This is a genomic window from Devosia epidermidihirudinis (assembly GCF_000971295.1).
GTDB classification, from domain to species: domain Bacteria; phylum Pseudomonadota; class Alphaproteobacteria; order Rhizobiales; family Devosiaceae; genus Devosia; species Devosia epidermidihirudinis.
Genome location: NZ_LANJ01000016.1, coordinates 273058 through 288333, shown reverse-complemented (window position 1 = coordinate 288333; position 15276 = coordinate 273058). Strand labels below are relative to the sequence as shown.

At 62.1% G+C, this 15276-nt stretch carries 18 protein-coding genes; 5 read left to right on the top strand and 13 right to left on the bottom strand.

Annotated features, from left to right (window positions below):
* Positions 1-58: 58 nt before the first annotated feature.
* Positions 59-577 (top strand): DUF6622 family protein, encoded by a 519-nt coding sequence (locus WH87_RS18990; RefSeq protein ID WP_052726461.1) that lies wholly within the window; start codon positions 59-61, stop codon positions 575-577.
* Between the two features lie 105 nt (positions 578-682).
* Here the strand turns inward: WH87_RS18990 and WH87_RS18985 are convergent, their stop codons facing one another.
* The 12 genes from WH87_RS18985 to WH87_RS09680 all read right to left on the bottom strand — a co-directional run bounded on the left by WH87_RS18985 (position 683) and on the right by WH87_RS09680 (position 10953).
* The gene (locus tag WH87_RS18985; RefSeq protein ID WP_052726462.1) at positions 683-1714 is read right to left on the bottom strand and encodes a DUF2793 domain-containing protein; all 1032 of its coding nucleotides are present in this window, start codon (positions 1712-1714) and stop codon (positions 683-685) included.
* A 226-nt stretch (positions 1715-1940) separates the two neighbouring features.
* Positions 1941-2777: a metal ABC transporter permease gene (locus WH87_RS09730; RefSeq protein WP_046139314.1), complete on the bottom strand. Its 837-nt coding sequence runs from the start codon at positions 2775-2777 to the stop codon at positions 1941-1943.
* Positions 2774-3628, bottom strand: a complete 855-nt coding sequence (locus WH87_RS09725) for a metal ABC transporter permease (RefSeq protein WP_046139315.1) — start codon at positions 3626-3628, stop codon at positions 2774-2776. Before WH87_RS09725 ends, WH87_RS09730 begins: the two co-directional genes overlap by 4 nt.
* A complete protein-coding gene (locus WH87_RS09720) occupies positions 3625-4452 on the bottom strand; it encodes a manganese/iron ABC transporter ATP-binding protein (RefSeq protein WP_245622389.1) in 828 nt (275 codons plus the stop codon). Before WH87_RS09720 ends, WH87_RS09725 begins: the two co-directional genes overlap by 4 nt.
* Before the next feature lie 62 nt (positions 4453-4514).
* The gene (locus tag WH87_RS09715) at positions 4515-5405 is read right to left on the bottom strand and encodes a metal ABC transporter substrate-binding protein (protein ID WP_046139317.1); all 891 of its coding nucleotides are present in this window, start codon (positions 5403-5405) and stop codon (positions 4515-4517) included.
* Between the two features lie 79 nt (positions 5406-5484).
* Complete coding sequence (locus WH87_RS09710) at positions 5485-5766, bottom strand: hypothetical protein (RefSeq protein WP_046139318.1); 282 nt, start codon at positions 5764-5766, stop codon at positions 5485-5487.
* Positions 5767-5826: 60 nt separating this feature from the next.
* The gene (locus tag WH87_RS09705) at positions 5827-6408 is read right to left on the bottom strand and encodes an NAD(P)H-dependent oxidoreductase (RefSeq protein ID WP_046139319.1); all 582 of its coding nucleotides are present in this window, start codon (positions 6406-6408) and stop codon (positions 5827-5829) included.
* A gap of 69 nt (positions 6409-6477) precedes the next feature.
* A complete protein-coding gene (locus tag WH87_RS09700) occupies positions 6478-7365 on the bottom strand; it encodes a hypothetical protein (protein ID WP_046139320.1) in 888 nt (295 codons plus the stop codon).
* Positions 7362-8276 (bottom strand): ABC transporter ATP-binding protein, encoded by a 915-nt coding sequence (locus tag WH87_RS09695; protein WP_046139321.1) that lies wholly within the window; start codon positions 8274-8276, stop codon positions 7362-7364. Before WH87_RS09695 ends, WH87_RS09700 begins: the two co-directional genes overlap by 4 nt.
* Complete coding sequence (locus WH87_RS09690; RefSeq protein ID WP_046139322.1) at positions 8269-8643, bottom strand: GntR family transcriptional regulator; 375 nt, start codon at positions 8641-8643, stop codon at positions 8269-8271. Before WH87_RS09690 ends, WH87_RS09695 begins: the two co-directional genes overlap by 8 nt.
* A gap of 220 nt (positions 8644-8863) precedes the next feature.
* Complete coding sequence (locus tag WH87_RS09685) at positions 8864-10492, bottom strand: pilus assembly protein TadG-related protein (protein WP_156458178.1); 1629 nt, start codon at positions 10490-10492, stop codon at positions 8864-8866.
* Positions 10489-10953, bottom strand: coding sequence for a TadE/TadG family type IV pilus assembly protein (locus WH87_RS09680; protein WP_407060036.1), 465 nt, complete (start codon positions 10951-10953; stop codon positions 10489-10491). Before WH87_RS09680 ends, WH87_RS09685 begins: the two co-directional genes overlap by 4 nt.
* 79 nt (positions 10954-11032) lie before the next feature.
* On the opposite strand from WH87_RS09680, the gene WH87_RS09675 reads away from it, so the two are divergent.
* Entirely contained in the window at positions 11033-11815 is a 783-nt protein-coding gene (locus WH87_RS09675; RefSeq protein ID WP_407060032.1) for an aquaporin, read from the top strand.
* 74 nt (positions 11816-11889) lie between these two features.
* On the opposite strand, the gene irrA is transcribed toward WH87_RS09675, so the two are convergent.
* Positions 11890-12336: an iron response transcriptional regulator IrrA gene (irrA, locus tag WH87_RS09670; RefSeq protein ID WP_046139326.1), complete on the bottom strand. Its 447-nt coding sequence runs from the start codon at positions 12334-12336 to the stop codon at positions 11890-11892.
* A gap of 186 nt (positions 12337-12522) precedes the next feature.
* Here irrA and fabA point away from each other — a divergent pair, with 186 nt between their 5' ends.
* The 3 genes from fabA (at position 12523) to WH87_RS09655 (ending at position 15226) form a co-directional block, all read left to right on the top strand.
* Positions 12523-13053 (top strand): 3-hydroxyacyl-[acyl-carrier-protein] dehydratase FabA, encoded by a 531-nt coding sequence (gene fabA / locus WH87_RS09665; RefSeq protein ID WP_046139327.1) that lies wholly within the window; start codon positions 12523-12525, stop codon positions 13051-13053.
* 87 nt (positions 13054-13140) lie between these two features.
* Complete coding sequence (gene fabB, locus WH87_RS09660) at positions 13141-14367, top strand: beta-ketoacyl-ACP synthase I (RefSeq protein WP_046139805.1); 1227 nt, start codon at positions 13141-13143, stop codon at positions 14365-14367.
* A 136-nt stretch (positions 14368-14503) separates the two neighbouring features.
* Positions 14504-15226, top strand: a complete 723-nt coding sequence (locus WH87_RS09655) for an outer membrane protein (RefSeq protein ID WP_046173243.1) — start codon at positions 14504-14506, stop codon at positions 15224-15226.
* The last annotated feature ends 50 nt before the right edge of the window (positions 15227-15276 follow it).

Here is a 15276-nt window from a genome sequence, read left to right as displayed (position 1 = left end):
CGACACCGGTTTTCGACAAGCCCGCCCCCGGCGGACACACACAGTTCGGAGACGCAAAATGGACCAGACCACACCCACTATTTTCGACATTGTCAGCCACACGCCCTCCTGGGTCTGGATCATTCTGGCGCTGCTGATTTGGCGCGGCATCAAGCAGATGCAGCCCCGCGAAGTGGGCATCCGCGGTCTGGTGCTGTTTCCACTGCTGCTGATGGCGCTGTCGGCCTACACCATCCTCAGCTCGGGGCTGAGCATGGCCGTGATCGCCGGTGTCGGACTGGGCGCGCTGGGTGGCATTGCCGCCGGGCTGTCGCTTGAACGGCGCTATCCATCGGTTCCCGCCGGACGCGGCCGCCTGCTGCTGGCGGGGGAATGGACATCGCTGGCCGTGATCCTCAGCGCCTTTACCATCCGCTATGTCAAAACCGTCGCGGCCAACGTGTCGCCAGAGCTGCTGAGCAACGGGACATTTCAGCTGGTGACCGTGGGGATCTCCGCATTCTTTGGCGTAATGCTGCTGACCCGCATGATCTCGCGGCTGGGTGTGCTCAATGGTACGGAGCGCGTTGGGGCTTAATGCGTGGGGTAGAGTACCCCCTCCTAACCTCCCCCTGAACAGGGGGAGGAACAGATCGTGTTCGCCCGAGCACCGGACGAATTCCTCCCCCTTTTGAGTGGGAGGCTAGGTGGGGGTATGCTTGCTCTCCAGCGCTTCAACCCGCCCAACCAACTCTTGCACAGCCGCAATCAGTGGCGCGATGAACGCATCATAGCGCAGACCCTGTTCGCTGTCGGGATCACCGGGGTCGCCAAGGATATGTCCGGCGAAATCCCTGCCATCGAGCACCGCCTGCACCTGTTGGGCGATGAGGCCGTAATGGGTGCGGGTGCCGGTGGTCCAGCGGTATTTGACCGGGGTGAGGGCACAGATGAAATCGAGGCCGAGATCGGTGGGGGCGATGTCGGTTTTCTGTCTGGCATCGGAGGTCTGGATGGTGCCGGTGGCGGACCAGACGGCGGACCAGCGCGCGCCCGATGCGCCCAGGGTTAGGGCATTGTCGGTAGCGGGACGGAGGGATGCGGCGAGGGTTGTTACTCCGGTGGCGGCGTCGACGGTGATGGCGTTGACCCACGTTGAGCCATCCGGGCTAACCTTGAGGCGCCAGTTATTGTCACCGGCAAGGCCCATTTCGGCGCGGCCGGAGAAATTGGTCTGGTAGAGCAGGCTCGCCGTATCGGCGGTCGCCGCTTTGTTGAGCTTGAGCTGATGGCCATTGCCGGCATGGTTGAACAGCGTTGCCGCTGAGGCCACGGCCAGACGGTTGGTGGTGTCGGCATTGGTGTTGATGCCCAATTTGGGCAGGGCCGCACCCAGCGCGGCCAGCGGCACCCAGCCGCTGGTATCGAACACCAGCAGCGCTTTGTCAGCTTTGAGATAGACCTGCCAGCCGGGCGCGGGATCGTAAAACATCCAGGTGCCGGACTGGAAGGCGGTGAGCTGGTCGCTGTGTCCGGCCCAGACGCCAGTCGCGCCAGCGGGCACGAGATAGGCTTCGCCTTCGACTGGACTGGTCGGCGGCGCGGTGATGGTGCGGCTTTCGACCAGCGGCTGGACGAGCGCATCGAGCGCCTGAATGGCCTCGTTGTGGGTGATGTGCTTTTGCGCCTGGCTGGGCATGATGAAGGGCAGCGACAGGCGGGGCGTGTGATCCATGGGGAACTCCTTTGGGCGAGGAGTATCCGGCTGGGTGAGCGAGCGGGGATAAGGGGGAGAAGCGTGCGGCTGCTTCTCTCGCGCAGAAAAGAGAAGGGTACCCCCTCCTAGCCTCACCCTGAACAGGGGGAGGGACAGATTGTGCCTGAAGCACTATCGCGGAAACCCACTGCGCGGGTTCCTCCCCCTTTTCAGGGGGAGGTTAGGTGGGGGTACTCTTCCTCCCCTAGACCGTCGCCACCACACGCCGTCTGGTGGTGACCACAAACGTCACCATGAAGGTCGCTGACATCAGCAGCACGATGGTGGGTGCCGGGGCGCTGTCGATGAAGAAGCTGGCATAGATGCCGAGCAGCGAGCAGGCCACAGAGACGCAGACGGCGATCAGCATCATCGGCGCGAAGCGCTTACTGATGAGATAGGCGATGGCGCCGGGGGCAACCAGAAGCGCGATGACCAGCACGATACCGACGGCTGTCAGGGCAGCGACAATGGTCAGGGACAGCAGGGTGAGCAGGCCATAATGCAGCACGCGGACAGGCAGGCCAATGGCCCCGGCCTGTTGCGGATCGAAGGTGAACAGCAGCAGGTCGCGCCATTTGGCGAGGATGATGGCCACGACGATCAGCGCGATGATGCCGGTCTGGATCAGATCGCCCGTATCGGTGCCCATGATATCGCCGAACAGGATGTGGTCGAGATGCACATCGGTCTGGATCGAGGTGTAGAGCACGATGCCGAGGCCAAACATGCCGGCAAAGACCACACCCATCACGGTATCTTCCTTGATGCGGCTGTTTTCCTTGAGGTAGCCGACCGAGAGCGCACAGGCCATGCCGGCGCCGAAGGCCCCGATGCCGAGCGGCAGGCCGGCAATATAGGCTAGCACCACGCCTGGCAGCACCGCATGGGAGATGGCGTCGCCCATCAGCGACCAGCCCTTGAGCACCAGAAAGCAGGAGAGCAAAGCCGTGGGCACCGCAACCATGACGGCAATGGTCATGGCATTGGTCATAAAGGGAAACTGGAACGGCCAGAGCGCGTAGACGAGGAACTCGTTCATTTGGCGATTTCCTCCGCAGCGCGGCGCCTTGCGGCGAGCATGCCGTGCTTGGGCGCAAAGAAGAAGGCGAGCAGGAAAACGATTGTCTGCAGCACCACGATGACGCCGCCGGTGGCCCCATCGAGAAAGAAGGAGATGTAGGCGCCGAAGAGGCTGGAGAGCGTGCCGACCAGCACTGCGATGACGATGAGGCGCGGGAAGCGGTCGGTGAGCAGATATGCCGTGGCGCCGGGTGTCACCACCATGGCGATGACCAGGAACGCGCCCACGGTCTGCATGGCGGCCACGGTGCAGGCGGCGAGCAGGGTGAAGAACACCGCGCGCAGCAAAGGCGGATTAAGGCCGATGGAGCGGGCGTGGCTTTCGTCAAAAAAGGTGACCATCAGGTCCTTCCAGATGAACAGCATGACGGCCAGCGAGACGACCGCGATGATGACCAGCTGCAGCGTATCCTCAGGCGTGACGGCCAGGATATTGCCCATGACGATGGTCTGGATATTGACCGAGGTGGGCGACAGAGAAATCATGAACAGGCCGAGGCCGAAAAAGGCGGTGAAGATCAGCCCGATGACGGCGTCTTCCTTGAGCTTGGTGCGCTGGGTGAGGAACAGCATGGCCCCCGCGGCCAGCCCGCCGGAAAAGAACGCGCCAAGCGAAAAGGGCAGACCCAGCATATAGGCGCCGGCGACGCCCGGAACGATGGAGTGGCTGAGCGCATCGCCGATCAGCGACCAGCCCTTGAGCATGAGATAGGCAGAGAGGAACGCACAGACCCCGCCGACCAGGGCGGAGACCCAGATGGCGTTGATCATGTAGTGGTAGCCAAAGGGCTCGAGCAACAGGTCGATCATTTGTCGATCGACTCCCTGGCCTTGTCCGCCGGGTCGGACTGGCGCGTGGTCATGTTGCCGTTCTCGCCATACATGACCAGCGGCCGCTCATCGTCGGTCAGCACGGTGACATGGCGCGGATCATCGTCGTCGTGGAGATCGGACCCGGCCAGCACGAAGTGGCGCAACGCACCGCCGAAGGTGATTTCCAGCCATTCGCGGGTGAAGATTTCGCTGGTCGGCCCCGAGGCGAGCACGGTGCCTTTGACCAGTACGGTGCGGTCGCAGAATTCGGGGACCGAGCCCAGATTGTGGGTGGAAACCAGCATGACCTTGCCCTCGTCGCGCAGGTCGCGCAGCAGCGCCACGATGGCGTCCTCGGTCTTGACGTCGACGCCGGTAAAGGGCTCGTCGAGCAGGATCACCTGCCCTTCCTGCGCCAGGGCACGGGCGAGGAAGACGCGCTTTTTCTGCCCGCCCGAGAGCTCGCCGATCTGGCGATGGCGGAACTCGAGCATGTTGACGCGCTTGAGCGCCGAGGTGACCATCTCGTGGTCAATCGGGCGGGGGCGGCGCAGCAGGTTCATGTGGCCATAGCGGCCCATCATCACCACGTCTTCGACCAGAACCGGGAAGTTCCAGTCGACGTCTTCGGACTGCGGCACATAGGCGACATAGTTGCGCTTGAGCGCTGCCTTGCCGCTGACCCCGAGGATTTCTACAGACCCCGAGGACAGCGGCACAAAGCCCATAATGGCTTTGAACAGCGTGGATTTGCCCGACCCGTTCACCCCAACCAGCGCAGTAATCGACCCGCGCGGGATGGTGAAGCTGGCGTGTTTCATGGCCGTCGTGCCATTGCGATAGGCGACGGTGATATCGTTGACGGCGAGGCCGGGCTGGGAGGTCACTGGGAGAGGCCTTTGACGATGGTCGTGGTGGTGACGGAAAGCAGGTCGAGATAGGTTGGCACAGGACCATCCGGCTCGGAAAGGGAGTCCACATAGAGCACGCCGCCATAGGCCGCGCCGGTTTCACGGGCCACCTGTTCGGCAGGCTTGGAGGAGATGGTGCTCTCGGAGAACACGACCGGAATGTGATGCTCGCGCACGGCGTCGATCACCCGGCGCACCTGTTGGGGCGTGCCCTGCTGATCGGCATTGATCGGCCAGAGATAGAGTTCCTTGAGCCCGAAATCGCGCGCCAGATAGCTGAACGCGCCTTCCGAGGTCACCAGCCAGCGCTCGTCTTCGGGAATGGCATTGAGCGCCGTGCGGATCGGGGCAACGGTCGCCGTAATTTCAGCAGAGTACGCTGCTGCGTTGGCGTTGTACGCCGCCTCATTGGCCGGATCGACCGAGACGAAGGCCTTGCGGATGTTTTCGACATAGATCAGCGCGTCGGTGGGCGACATCCAGGCGTGTGGATTGGGCTTGCCCTCATAGGGTCCCTCGCCAATGCCCATGGGATCGATGCCATCGGTCAGCACGGCATTGGGCACATCCTTCATATTGGAGAGGAACTGGGCGAACCACTGCTCAAGGTTCAGCCCGTTCCACAGAATGAGGTCGGCATCCTGTGCGGCGATCAGATCGCCGGGGGTGGGCTGGTAGTTGTGGATCTCGGCGCCGGGCTTGGTGATCGAGACAACGTCGGCAACGTCCCCAGCCACATTGCGCGCCATATCCGCCAGAATGGTGAAGGAGGTGACCGCCTTGATGCGGTCCTGAGCGAAAGCGGGCAGGCTCGCGACCAGCGCGGTGGACAAGGCGAGGGCGGCAAAAAGGCGACGATGCATTGGTCACTCCGGAACTTCAGGTCCCAGAGTGATAGTGCAATTGCAAATCATTCGCAACAAGAAATGCGCGACCGCGGAATCAGTCCATTTGCGGCACGTCGCCGTGCTGGAACAGGATGACCGGATCACCGAATTCGCCATTGACCAGATCGGCCGTACGCCACCAGGACAATACGCCCGCATAGCTCCCGCTGGCCGCAAGCTTGCGCCCTTCCTGCTTGGCGCGATCTTCTGATTGCACTTCACGCGGCTCGAACGCGGTCTGCAAATCCCCCTCCTCGTCGCGCACGAAGGCAAGCACGACAATCAGCTTGCTGGGCTTGGGCTCTGGCGTATCGCCGGATGAGGATTTGATGGGCATAGTCATACTCTGGTTCTAGCCGGACGAGACTAGAACAAAATACGAACACGACGCAAGAGGTTAGAGCCGGGCGACCGCCGCCTGGATGCGCGAGACGAAGGACTTCGCGCGAGCGGCGTCAGTGGCTTCGGCTGCCGGAAGCGACAGCATGGCGAAGCGCGCCTGGGGGGCGCAGGCGCCCAGCAATGCGGTTTTGAGCACGCGGCGCACCGGGCGGCGCATGACCAGCAGATCCACCCACCAGGGCGAGCCGAGTGTCGTGATGGCCAGGCAGGATTTGAGCCCGGTCAGCAGCGGCTGGATCGGCGTGCCGCTGGAAAAGGCAAAGCCGGGCAACCAGACCCGATCAAACCAGCCCTTGAGCATGGCCGGCATGGAGAACCACCAGATGGGAAACACCAGCACCAGCGTATCGGCAGCAGCAAGACGGGCCTGCAAGGCGGTGATTGCGGCATCGGGTTGGGGCGTTGCGTAATAGGCGCGGCGTTCATCGGCGGTCAGGGCGGGGGCAAAGCCCTCGGCATAGAGATCGAGCACGTCCACCGCGATGCCGCGCGCCCGCAAAGCCGCTTCAGCCTGACGCGCCAGATGGGCGCAGAGGCTGTCATTCAGCGGATGGGCGAGCACGAGAAGGGCGCGCATATCGTCTCCATGGCAATGCCGCCGCGTTTGGGGGCGCGGCGGCACCGATGCCAGCAGATCACGCCAAGGTCAATTGTCGTTGACGCGGCGGCGATACTCGCTGGCAATGTAGATCACCACGACGGCGAAGACGGCGCCGATCCCAACCTGCACCCAATCGAGACGGTTGATCAGGTCGGTCGCGAAGGCGATGCCGCTGAACGGGGTCTCGGAGGTGAACCAGCTTTCGGCATAAGGCGTGTCCGGCAGCGCGGAGCGGTATTCAAGGAAGGTCCAGGTCCGCGTCATGAAAGGGTGGTAGCCGCCAAAGGTGACCCATTCGAGCGTCGAGATCAGCGCGGGTAGCAGGAGGGCAATTGGAATGGCCCAGCGGCCCACCACAGTCGCAATGGCCCCGACAATGGCCATGAACGGCATGTACCAGAGCAGCCCACACACCATCAGCACCAGCAGCGCCAGCGCCACCTGACCATAGATCTGGGTGATGCCACCCAAAAAGCCCATGGTGACGGTGCCATTGATCATCATGGTGACAAAGGCGACGCCAAACAGCAGCACGCCGCTGAGCAGGGCCACGCCGAAGATCACGCCGGGCAGAATAGTCAGCGCGGCAGCCAGTTTGCTCATCAGCACCTTGAAATCTGACATGGGCATGGACTTCCAGAACAGCATGGCATTGTTGCGCTTGTCGGCGGCAAAGCCATCGGCGCAATAAAAGAACAGCGTCGCGATCAGATAGAGTGACCAGCCGATGCCAAAGGCGATGAAGCCCACCTCAAAGACGCGCAGCGGCACGACGGTGAACATGGCCCCCGAGAACCGGGCGTCGACCCGCCCGACGGTGAAGGCCAGAATGGTGGCGCCAAACAGCACCGCCACGAGGATCAGCGGGCCGATCAAAAATGCCCCGCGATGTTCCAGGAACTCGCGGTGAACCATGGCGATAAAGGCCTTCATCGGGCGGTCTCCGGATTGGCGGTTGGACGCTGCATCAGCGCCACAAAGAGATCGGACAGGGTGGGCGTCGAGAGCTTGCCGAGTGGCTCGAGCACGGCTTTGTCGACGCCATCAAAGATCATCACGGTCTGGCCGAACCGGGTTTCTTCATAGACCGGCTTATACTGGCGGGCCGTCGCCATCGCCGCCTCATCGCTGACGACCAGCTGGGTGAACTTGTCGTTCACGGTCTCCATCTGCATGTGCAGGATCAGATCGCCATCGCGGATGAACATGATGTCGGACAGCATGAACTCGATCTCGTCCACCTGATGGGTGGTGATGAGCAGGGTGCGTTCTTCGGTCATGTAATCTTCGAGCAGGCGCCGATAGAAGCGCTTGCGATAGGTGATGTCGAGGCCGAGCGTGGGCTCATCGAGCACCAGCAGCTTGGCGTCAATCGCCATCACCACCGCCAGATGGAGCTGGGCCATCATGCCCTTGGAGAGGTGCTTGACCTTCATCTCCGGCTTGATGTCGGTGCCTTCAAGAAAGCTGCGCGCTTTTTCGGGGCTGAAATTGGGATGGATATTGGTCAGCAGCGCGAACAGCTCACGCACCCTGAGGAAACGCGGCAGGCTGGCCACGTCGGAGATGAAGGCGACGTTTTCCATCAGCTTGGCGCGCTTGGCGAAGGGGTCTTCGCCGAGCACCCGAATGGTGCCTTCGCAATTGGTCAGACCCAGCATGGCATTGAGCGTGGTGGTCTTGCCCGCGCCATTGTGGCCGATCAGGCCATAGATGCGCCCGGCAGGAATATCGAAATCGAGGCCATGCAGGATTTCCTTGCGGCCGAATTTCTTGCGCAGGCCGCGGGCCGACACGATGGGTTCGGCAGTGGCGGGCGCGCTGGAAATGGAATGCTCAGTCATGTGTCTGCCCCTGCGGTGCGATGACGGGATTGAGAAGGTTCTTGATGTCGAGGTCGAGCGCCTTGATCTGGGCGGCGATGCGCGGCCAGTCCTCCTTGAGGAACTTTTCGCGCTCATAAGCGAGCAGCTCTGCTCGCGCTCCGGTTTTAACGAACATGCCCAGGCCCCTGCGTTTTTCGACGACGCCAATGTCGACCAGCGCCTCAAACGCCTTGGTGACAGTGAGCGGATTGACCGACAGATCGGCGGCGATCTGGCGGACGGATGGCAAGGCATCGCCTTCCCCCACCTGCCCGCGCAGGATCATCTCGGTGAGCCTCTGCCGGATCTGCACGAAGATCGGCTGGCTGGAGTGGAAATCATCCATGTGTTGCGCCTATGTAGTGTGCTAGTTTTGTAGCACACTGATTTTGAGAGTCAAGCGGGGTGATTTTGATGCCGTGCCGCCCCACCCCGGATCGTCACCCTCGGGCTTGACCCGAGGGTGTTTGGGCACGCTGGACAAGTGAAGAGCCCTCGGGTCAAGCCCGGGGGTGACGGCTGGTGGGCAGGACGAGAATTGGGACATTACGCCGTATTAGAACGCCCTACCCCACCAGCACGGGATGTGTGCAGCGGACGCCATAGACTTTGACATCGACCTCACCCAGCGACAGGCCAAGCGCCGCGAGCAGGCGTTCGATGGTGAGATCGAGAACCGGGGTAAGCGGCGACAGCAGGGCTTCCAGCGCCGGACCGATCACCCCCAGCGAAATGCCCACGGCGACCAGTTTGAGGTCACCGAGCAGAGAGCCGACCAGCGATGTCGTATAGGTACTGGTGTGCGCGGTCCGAACCTTACCGGCAGCAATATCGGCCGATGAAAATTGCAGCCTGATCGGCGTGACCTGCTCGATGGCGGCATGGGCCAGCGTCGTGACCTTGATGCCCAGCATATTGATCAACACCGCCGTGCCGATGTTTGGCGTGGTGTTGAAGGCGCCGAAGCTGTTCTCGTTCACCTCGCCCAGAGACAGGCGCGCCACCCCCGGCTTGGCCAGAATGGTCACCGTGCCGCGCGGGCTGGATGGCGACGGGCAGGTCGCGCTGTCGGCAATGGCCTCGGCTGGCGCCACATCAAGATAGAGCGGCACGTTCACCTGCAACAGACTGAGGAACAGCAGCTTCAGAGTGAGCCGGGAGATGATGCGCAGCCTCACCTGCGCCGTGCGCGTCACGGTCTGATTGGGGCCGATGGCAAACCACGAGCCGCCCTGGGGTGGCTCCCCCACCGACAGCCCGACATTGATACCGAGCAGGCCCGGGACATTGGCGGCGACGCCCAGGCCGATCTGCCGCTTGCCATTGCTCAACCCGGCGCTGACGCTGAGCAATTCGAGCGCCGACACCGCCGAGTAGAGGCCACGACCACCACCCGAGGTCAGCGTGGCCGCTCCCAATTGGCCCAGCTGAAACAGCCGACGCAGGGGTACGACGCCGTTATTGCCGACGCTGCGGGCAATGTTGCGCGCGGCCACCTGCTGCGTTCCGGTCAGCACCGCAGCGAGTGCGGCGGCAATCTTGCCGTGGTCGGCGCTGGCGGCCAGCACATCATCATAGGTTACCGCCTTGAGATTGAGCTGCTGGGAGAGCGCTTCGAGGAACGAGAACACATCGACCTGCGCGGCGAGCAGGCCATTATAGTCGGCGACACTGACGCTGACCCTGGCGCCAAGCAACTGGTCGAGCACGTCATTGGCAATGCCGCCGTCGAAGTTGGCGAGCCGCGAACCAGCGGAAAAGGCGACCTGAGGCGTCAGGGTGGCCAGCGCCTGCGCACTGATCAGCGGAGATTCGGCCCAGCCACTGGCAAAGTGCAGCGTGCCGCGCCGCTCCAGATGGACCTCGACCGCGTTGGCCGGTTGACCGCCCACTACAAAGCGCGCTTGCGGCGTCAGCGCGGCACTGGCGGTATAGCGCCCCGTCCGGACGCGAACCGTGCCGCTGAGCCCCGCCTCCCTGAGCGCAGCGTCGGCCAGTTGACTGGCCCGTGATGGGTCGGCCGCCGCCGCAAGCGCCGCCAGATCGACCGCGTTCTGCACGGATCGGCGCTCGGAATAAAGCGCGGCACTGTCCACCGCGATGGCGCCCACCACGGCCGATATGGAGAACCCCATGGCGAACATCACCACCATATTGCCCGCCTCGCCCCGCCAGAATCGACCCAAAAGGCTCACATCCCGCCCTTTCGGATGGTCGAGCTATAGGCGATCTGCGGGTTGGGCATGGGCAGCGGCGGATAGAGATTCCAGATCGGCAGATTGGTGGCGTCATAGCGCAAGGTGACGCTGTACTGGCTGGAATCGTTGATCTTGTCGCCGATGCTGAAGACAAGGCGTCGCCGGTCGATCAGCATGTAATCGCCCGCATTGGCAGTGAGAAAATCCCGCACCAGCCGGTCACGCTCGCCGGCATTGAGCCCTGCAATGGACGTGCGCGCCGCGTCGGCGGCCAATTGCTGAATGGAATGCGCCGCACCGAAATAGATGCCGTAAGCCAGCATGCCGGTAAGCAGCAGCAGGAAAACCGGCGTCAACAGAGCGAACTCTACCGCCGATGTCCCACGCGTATCGCGGAGCCAGGCTGCAACGGCGCGCATGACAGACCTCCATGCGCAATACATGACACATTGGCGGATTCTGAATAGTAATCAAACACCTACGTATTAACGCGAGACGGCACCCACCCAAGTCCTCGACGCCAGACGGCGGTGTTCCATGCGCCCTATATTTGCCGCGCCATTATCCTGCTTGCGCCAAACGAGTCCTCGCATAAAACTTCACTTTGCGCCCAAGCGAATCGGGGCGTTTGGGAAGTCGTTCTGGAGGGCGATAGGGGCTATGAATAAACTTGTTGCAGAATTCATCGGCACGGGCGTGCTGGTTTTGTTTGGCTGTGGCTCAGTGGTGTTTGGCGGCGAGGCTATTGGCCAAGTTGGCTTCGCCCTGGCATTTGGTCTGGCGATCGTGGCCATGGCTTACGGCATCGGGCCAATTTCGGGCTGCCACATCAACCCGGCGGTCAGCCTCGGCGCATTTCTGGACAACCGCATGTCGGCCAATGAAATGGTGCAGTACTGGGTTGCCCAGTTTGCCGGCGCACTGGTCGGCGCGCTGATCATCCTCGCCATTGCCGGCAGCAATGCCAGCGGGCTTGGCGTCAATGGCTGGGGCGAAGGCTATGGCGGCGGTTACTCGCTGATCTCGGCCCTGATCTTTGAAATCGTCTTCACCGCGATCTTCGTCGTCGTGATCCTTGGCTCCACCGGCGAAAAGTCGTCGCCCGGCTTTGCTGGCCTCGCCATCGGCCTGACGCTGGTTGCCATCCACCTCGTCGGCATCAAGATCACCGGCGTTTCGGTCAACCCTGCGCGTAGCTTCGGCCCAGCCCTGCTGGTCGGCGGCAATGCGCTGGCCCAGCTCTGGCTGTTCATCGTTGCCCCACTGGTGGGCGGCGCCATCGGCGGCCTGCTCTATCGCGCCAAGATCCTCAAGGTCTGATCTCAGGCGGCAAGAAACGAAACTGCCCGCCCCGTTTGAAAACGGGCGGGCAGTTTGCATTTGAGAAAACCTGATTAGCCTTGCGCCTTGCGCACGCGGATCACCACGTCGACATGGCTCACCATCATGCCCTTGGGGGGCTCTGGCAGGGTGAGGAACTCGACCGAGGAAGCCGGGATATCGATCATCCGCTGCTCGTCTTCCACATAAAAATGGTGGTGGTCGGAGGTATCGGTGTCGAAATAGGAGCGGGACGCGTCCACGGCCACTTCGCGCAGCAGGCCAGCTTCATGAAACTGATGCAGCGTATTGTATATGGTGGCCAGGGAAACATTGACGCTGGCGTCGTTGGCTTCGCCGTGCAGCTGTTCGGCACTCACATGGCGATGAGGGCCGCCAAACAGCAATTCAGCCAGCGCAACGCGCTGTCGGGTCGGGCGAAGACCGGCCATGCGCAGGACTGCCGTGAGGCATGGTTTGCGCGACGGAAGCGACCGGGCGGTCTGGGTACGATCTGACATTGGGTCCTTGTAGAATACAAAAAGGGCCGGAATTCCTGCAATCCTTATAACTATGGCACGATTTTCATACAAGCGGCACAGCTGCCGCAGGCGCACAGGTGCGTCCAAAGGCCGAGGGGCGCCGACTTGACCCCCGTTTGCAGCCCCTATACGAGACAAACCCTAGGGTTAACCGAGGTGTGGTGCATGGCCGATCGGCAAAATGCGTTTGGGTATGAAGAACTGCTGGCACATGGTCGTGGCGAATTGCCGGGACAGGGCGATGCCCGTCTGCCAGCCCCGCCAATGCTGATGTTTGATCGCATCACCCGCATCGACGAAACGGGCGGCGCCTATGGCAAGGGCCAGGTGCGTGCCGAGCTCGACGTCAATCCGGACCTGTGGTTCTTCAAATGCCACTTCATTGGCGATCCGGTCATGCCTGGGTGCCTGGGTCTTGACGCCGTCTGGCAGATGACCGGCTTTTTCCTCTCCTGGATCGGCCAGCCCGGCAAGGGCCGCGCCCTGGGTGGCGAAATCAAGTTCACCGGCCAGGTGACCGATGACGTCAAGCTGGTAGAATACGGTATCGACCTCAAGCGCGTGATGCGCTCACGTCTGACGCTTGGTATTGCTGATGGCTGGGTCAAGGCAGACGGCAAGGTGATCTATGAGGCGAAGGACCTGCGGGTTGGCCTGTTCACCGATAGCCAGCTGGCGGACCAGAAGAGCGCCTAAAGCGCCAATTTTTGACGCTTTCGCAAAGCATTAATGAAGACGCGGCGCCCGGACTGGGCGCCCATCAGACGACAGAACGAGGCCAAGATGAGACGAGTTGTCGTCACCGGCATGGGTATCATTTCCTCGATCGGCAATTCGCTGGACGAGGTCACTGAGAGCTTGCGCAATGCCAAGCCAGGCATTGTGTTTGCACAGGACTATGCCGACCTTGGCTTCCGCAGCCAGGTCAAGGGTGATCCACGCCTCGACCCGTTCGAGCTGCTCGACCGTCGCGTTACCCGTTTTATGGGCAAGGGCGCGGCCTGGAACTATCTGGCAATGCAGCAGGCGATTGCCGATGCGGGCCTCGAAGAATCAGACATTTCCAATCCACGCACCGGCATCGTGATGGGTTCGGGTGGCGCATCGACCCGCACCATCGTCGAAGCCGCTGACATCACCCGCGAAAAGCTCAGCCCCAAGCGCATTGGGCCGCTGGCCGTGCCAAAGGCCATGGGCTCGACGGCCTCGGCTACTCTCGCAACCGCCTTCGGCATCAAGGGCGTGAACTATACGATCACCGCCGCCTGCGCGACCTCCAAGCATTGCATCGGCAATGGCATGGAGCAGATCATGCTGGGCAAGCAGGACATCGTGTTTGCCGGCGGCCACGAAGATCTCGACTGGACGCTGTCGAACCTGTTCGACGCCATGGGCGCGATGAGCTCGGACTTCAACGCAACGCCAGAGGTTGCCTCGCGCTGCTATGATGCGGCCCGCGATGGCTTTGTCATTTCCGGCGGCGCGGGTGTTCTGGTGCTCGAGGAATACGAACACGCCAAGGCACGCGGCGCCAAGATCTGGGCCGAGCTGGTCGGCTATGGCGCGACCTCGGATGGCCTGGACATGGTTGCCCCATCGGGCGAAGGCGCCGAGCGCTGCATGCGCATGGCGCTGGCCAATGTCAAAGGCAAGATCGACTATATCAATCCGCACGCGACCTCGACCCCTGTGGGCGACCTCAAGGAAATCGAAGCGATCCGTGCCGTGTTCGGCAATGAAGGCGCCTGCCCGCCGATCTCGGCGACCAAGTCGCTGACCGGCCACAGCCAGGGTGCGACGGGCGTGCATGAATCGATCTATTCGATCCTGATGATGAAGCACCGCTTCATCGCCCAGAGCGCCAATATCGACAATCTCGACCCCGCCTTTGCCGACATGCCAATCCTTCGCGAGCGCCAGGACAATGTCGATCTGGGCGTGGTGCTGAGCAATTCGTTCGGCTTCGGCGGCACCAACGCCGCGCTCGTGTTCAAGCACCCCGACGCTTAGAGGCTGACACTCCCGCAAGTGCGCTGTGTTCATCGGGACACAGCGCCGTTTCGTCGCGATGGCGCTCATTCATATGAATGATGCGCGGACTGATACGTCCAACCATCCTCCCCTCGCAATTATCGAGGGTTGAACAATGCAAAAATTCTTACTGGTAGCGGCCTTGCTGGCTGGCGCAACGAGCAGCGTTGCTGCCGCCGACATCTATGTCGCTCCGGCGGCTGCGGCCGACCAATATGTCTATGATTGGTCCGGCGCCTATGCGGGCGCCTTTCTGGGCTATGGCTGGGGCGCTTCGGACTTCACCGATGTCGACGGATACAATTTGGGCGGCGAGGTTTTCGGCGTCAATTCGCGGGGCGCGCTGGCCGGTCTGACGCTGGGCTACAATGCGCAGCATGGCGCTTTCGTTCTGGGTGTGGAGGGCGAAGTGAGCTATCTGGGTCTTGATGGCACGACACCCCAGCCCGACAGCCCGATCGACACGCTTGCCTCAATCAATGGCGGCCTCTACGCCTCGCTTGCCGGTCGTCTGGGCGTCACGGCCGATAAGGCACTGATCTATGCCAAGGCTGGCCTGGCATTGACAGGCGCCAAGGGCAGGGTCGACGACAATTGTGATGTCGGCGCCTGCGGAGGCGGCCTGATCAATGCAACAACGGGGGGGCTTTTGGTTGGCTATACGCTGGGCGCGGGCGTGGAATATGCCTTTAGCGAGCAGTGGAGCGCCAAGCTCGAATATTCCTATCTCAATTTCGGATCGGCCACCGCATCCGGCGTCTACAATGGCAGTGACTGGAACTACGACTACGACCTGTCGGCGCACACGGTCAAAGTTGGCCTGAACTACAAATTCTAATCCTGCAAGGATCCCTGCAGGCTGGTGCCATCACCGGCTTGCAGGGCCGG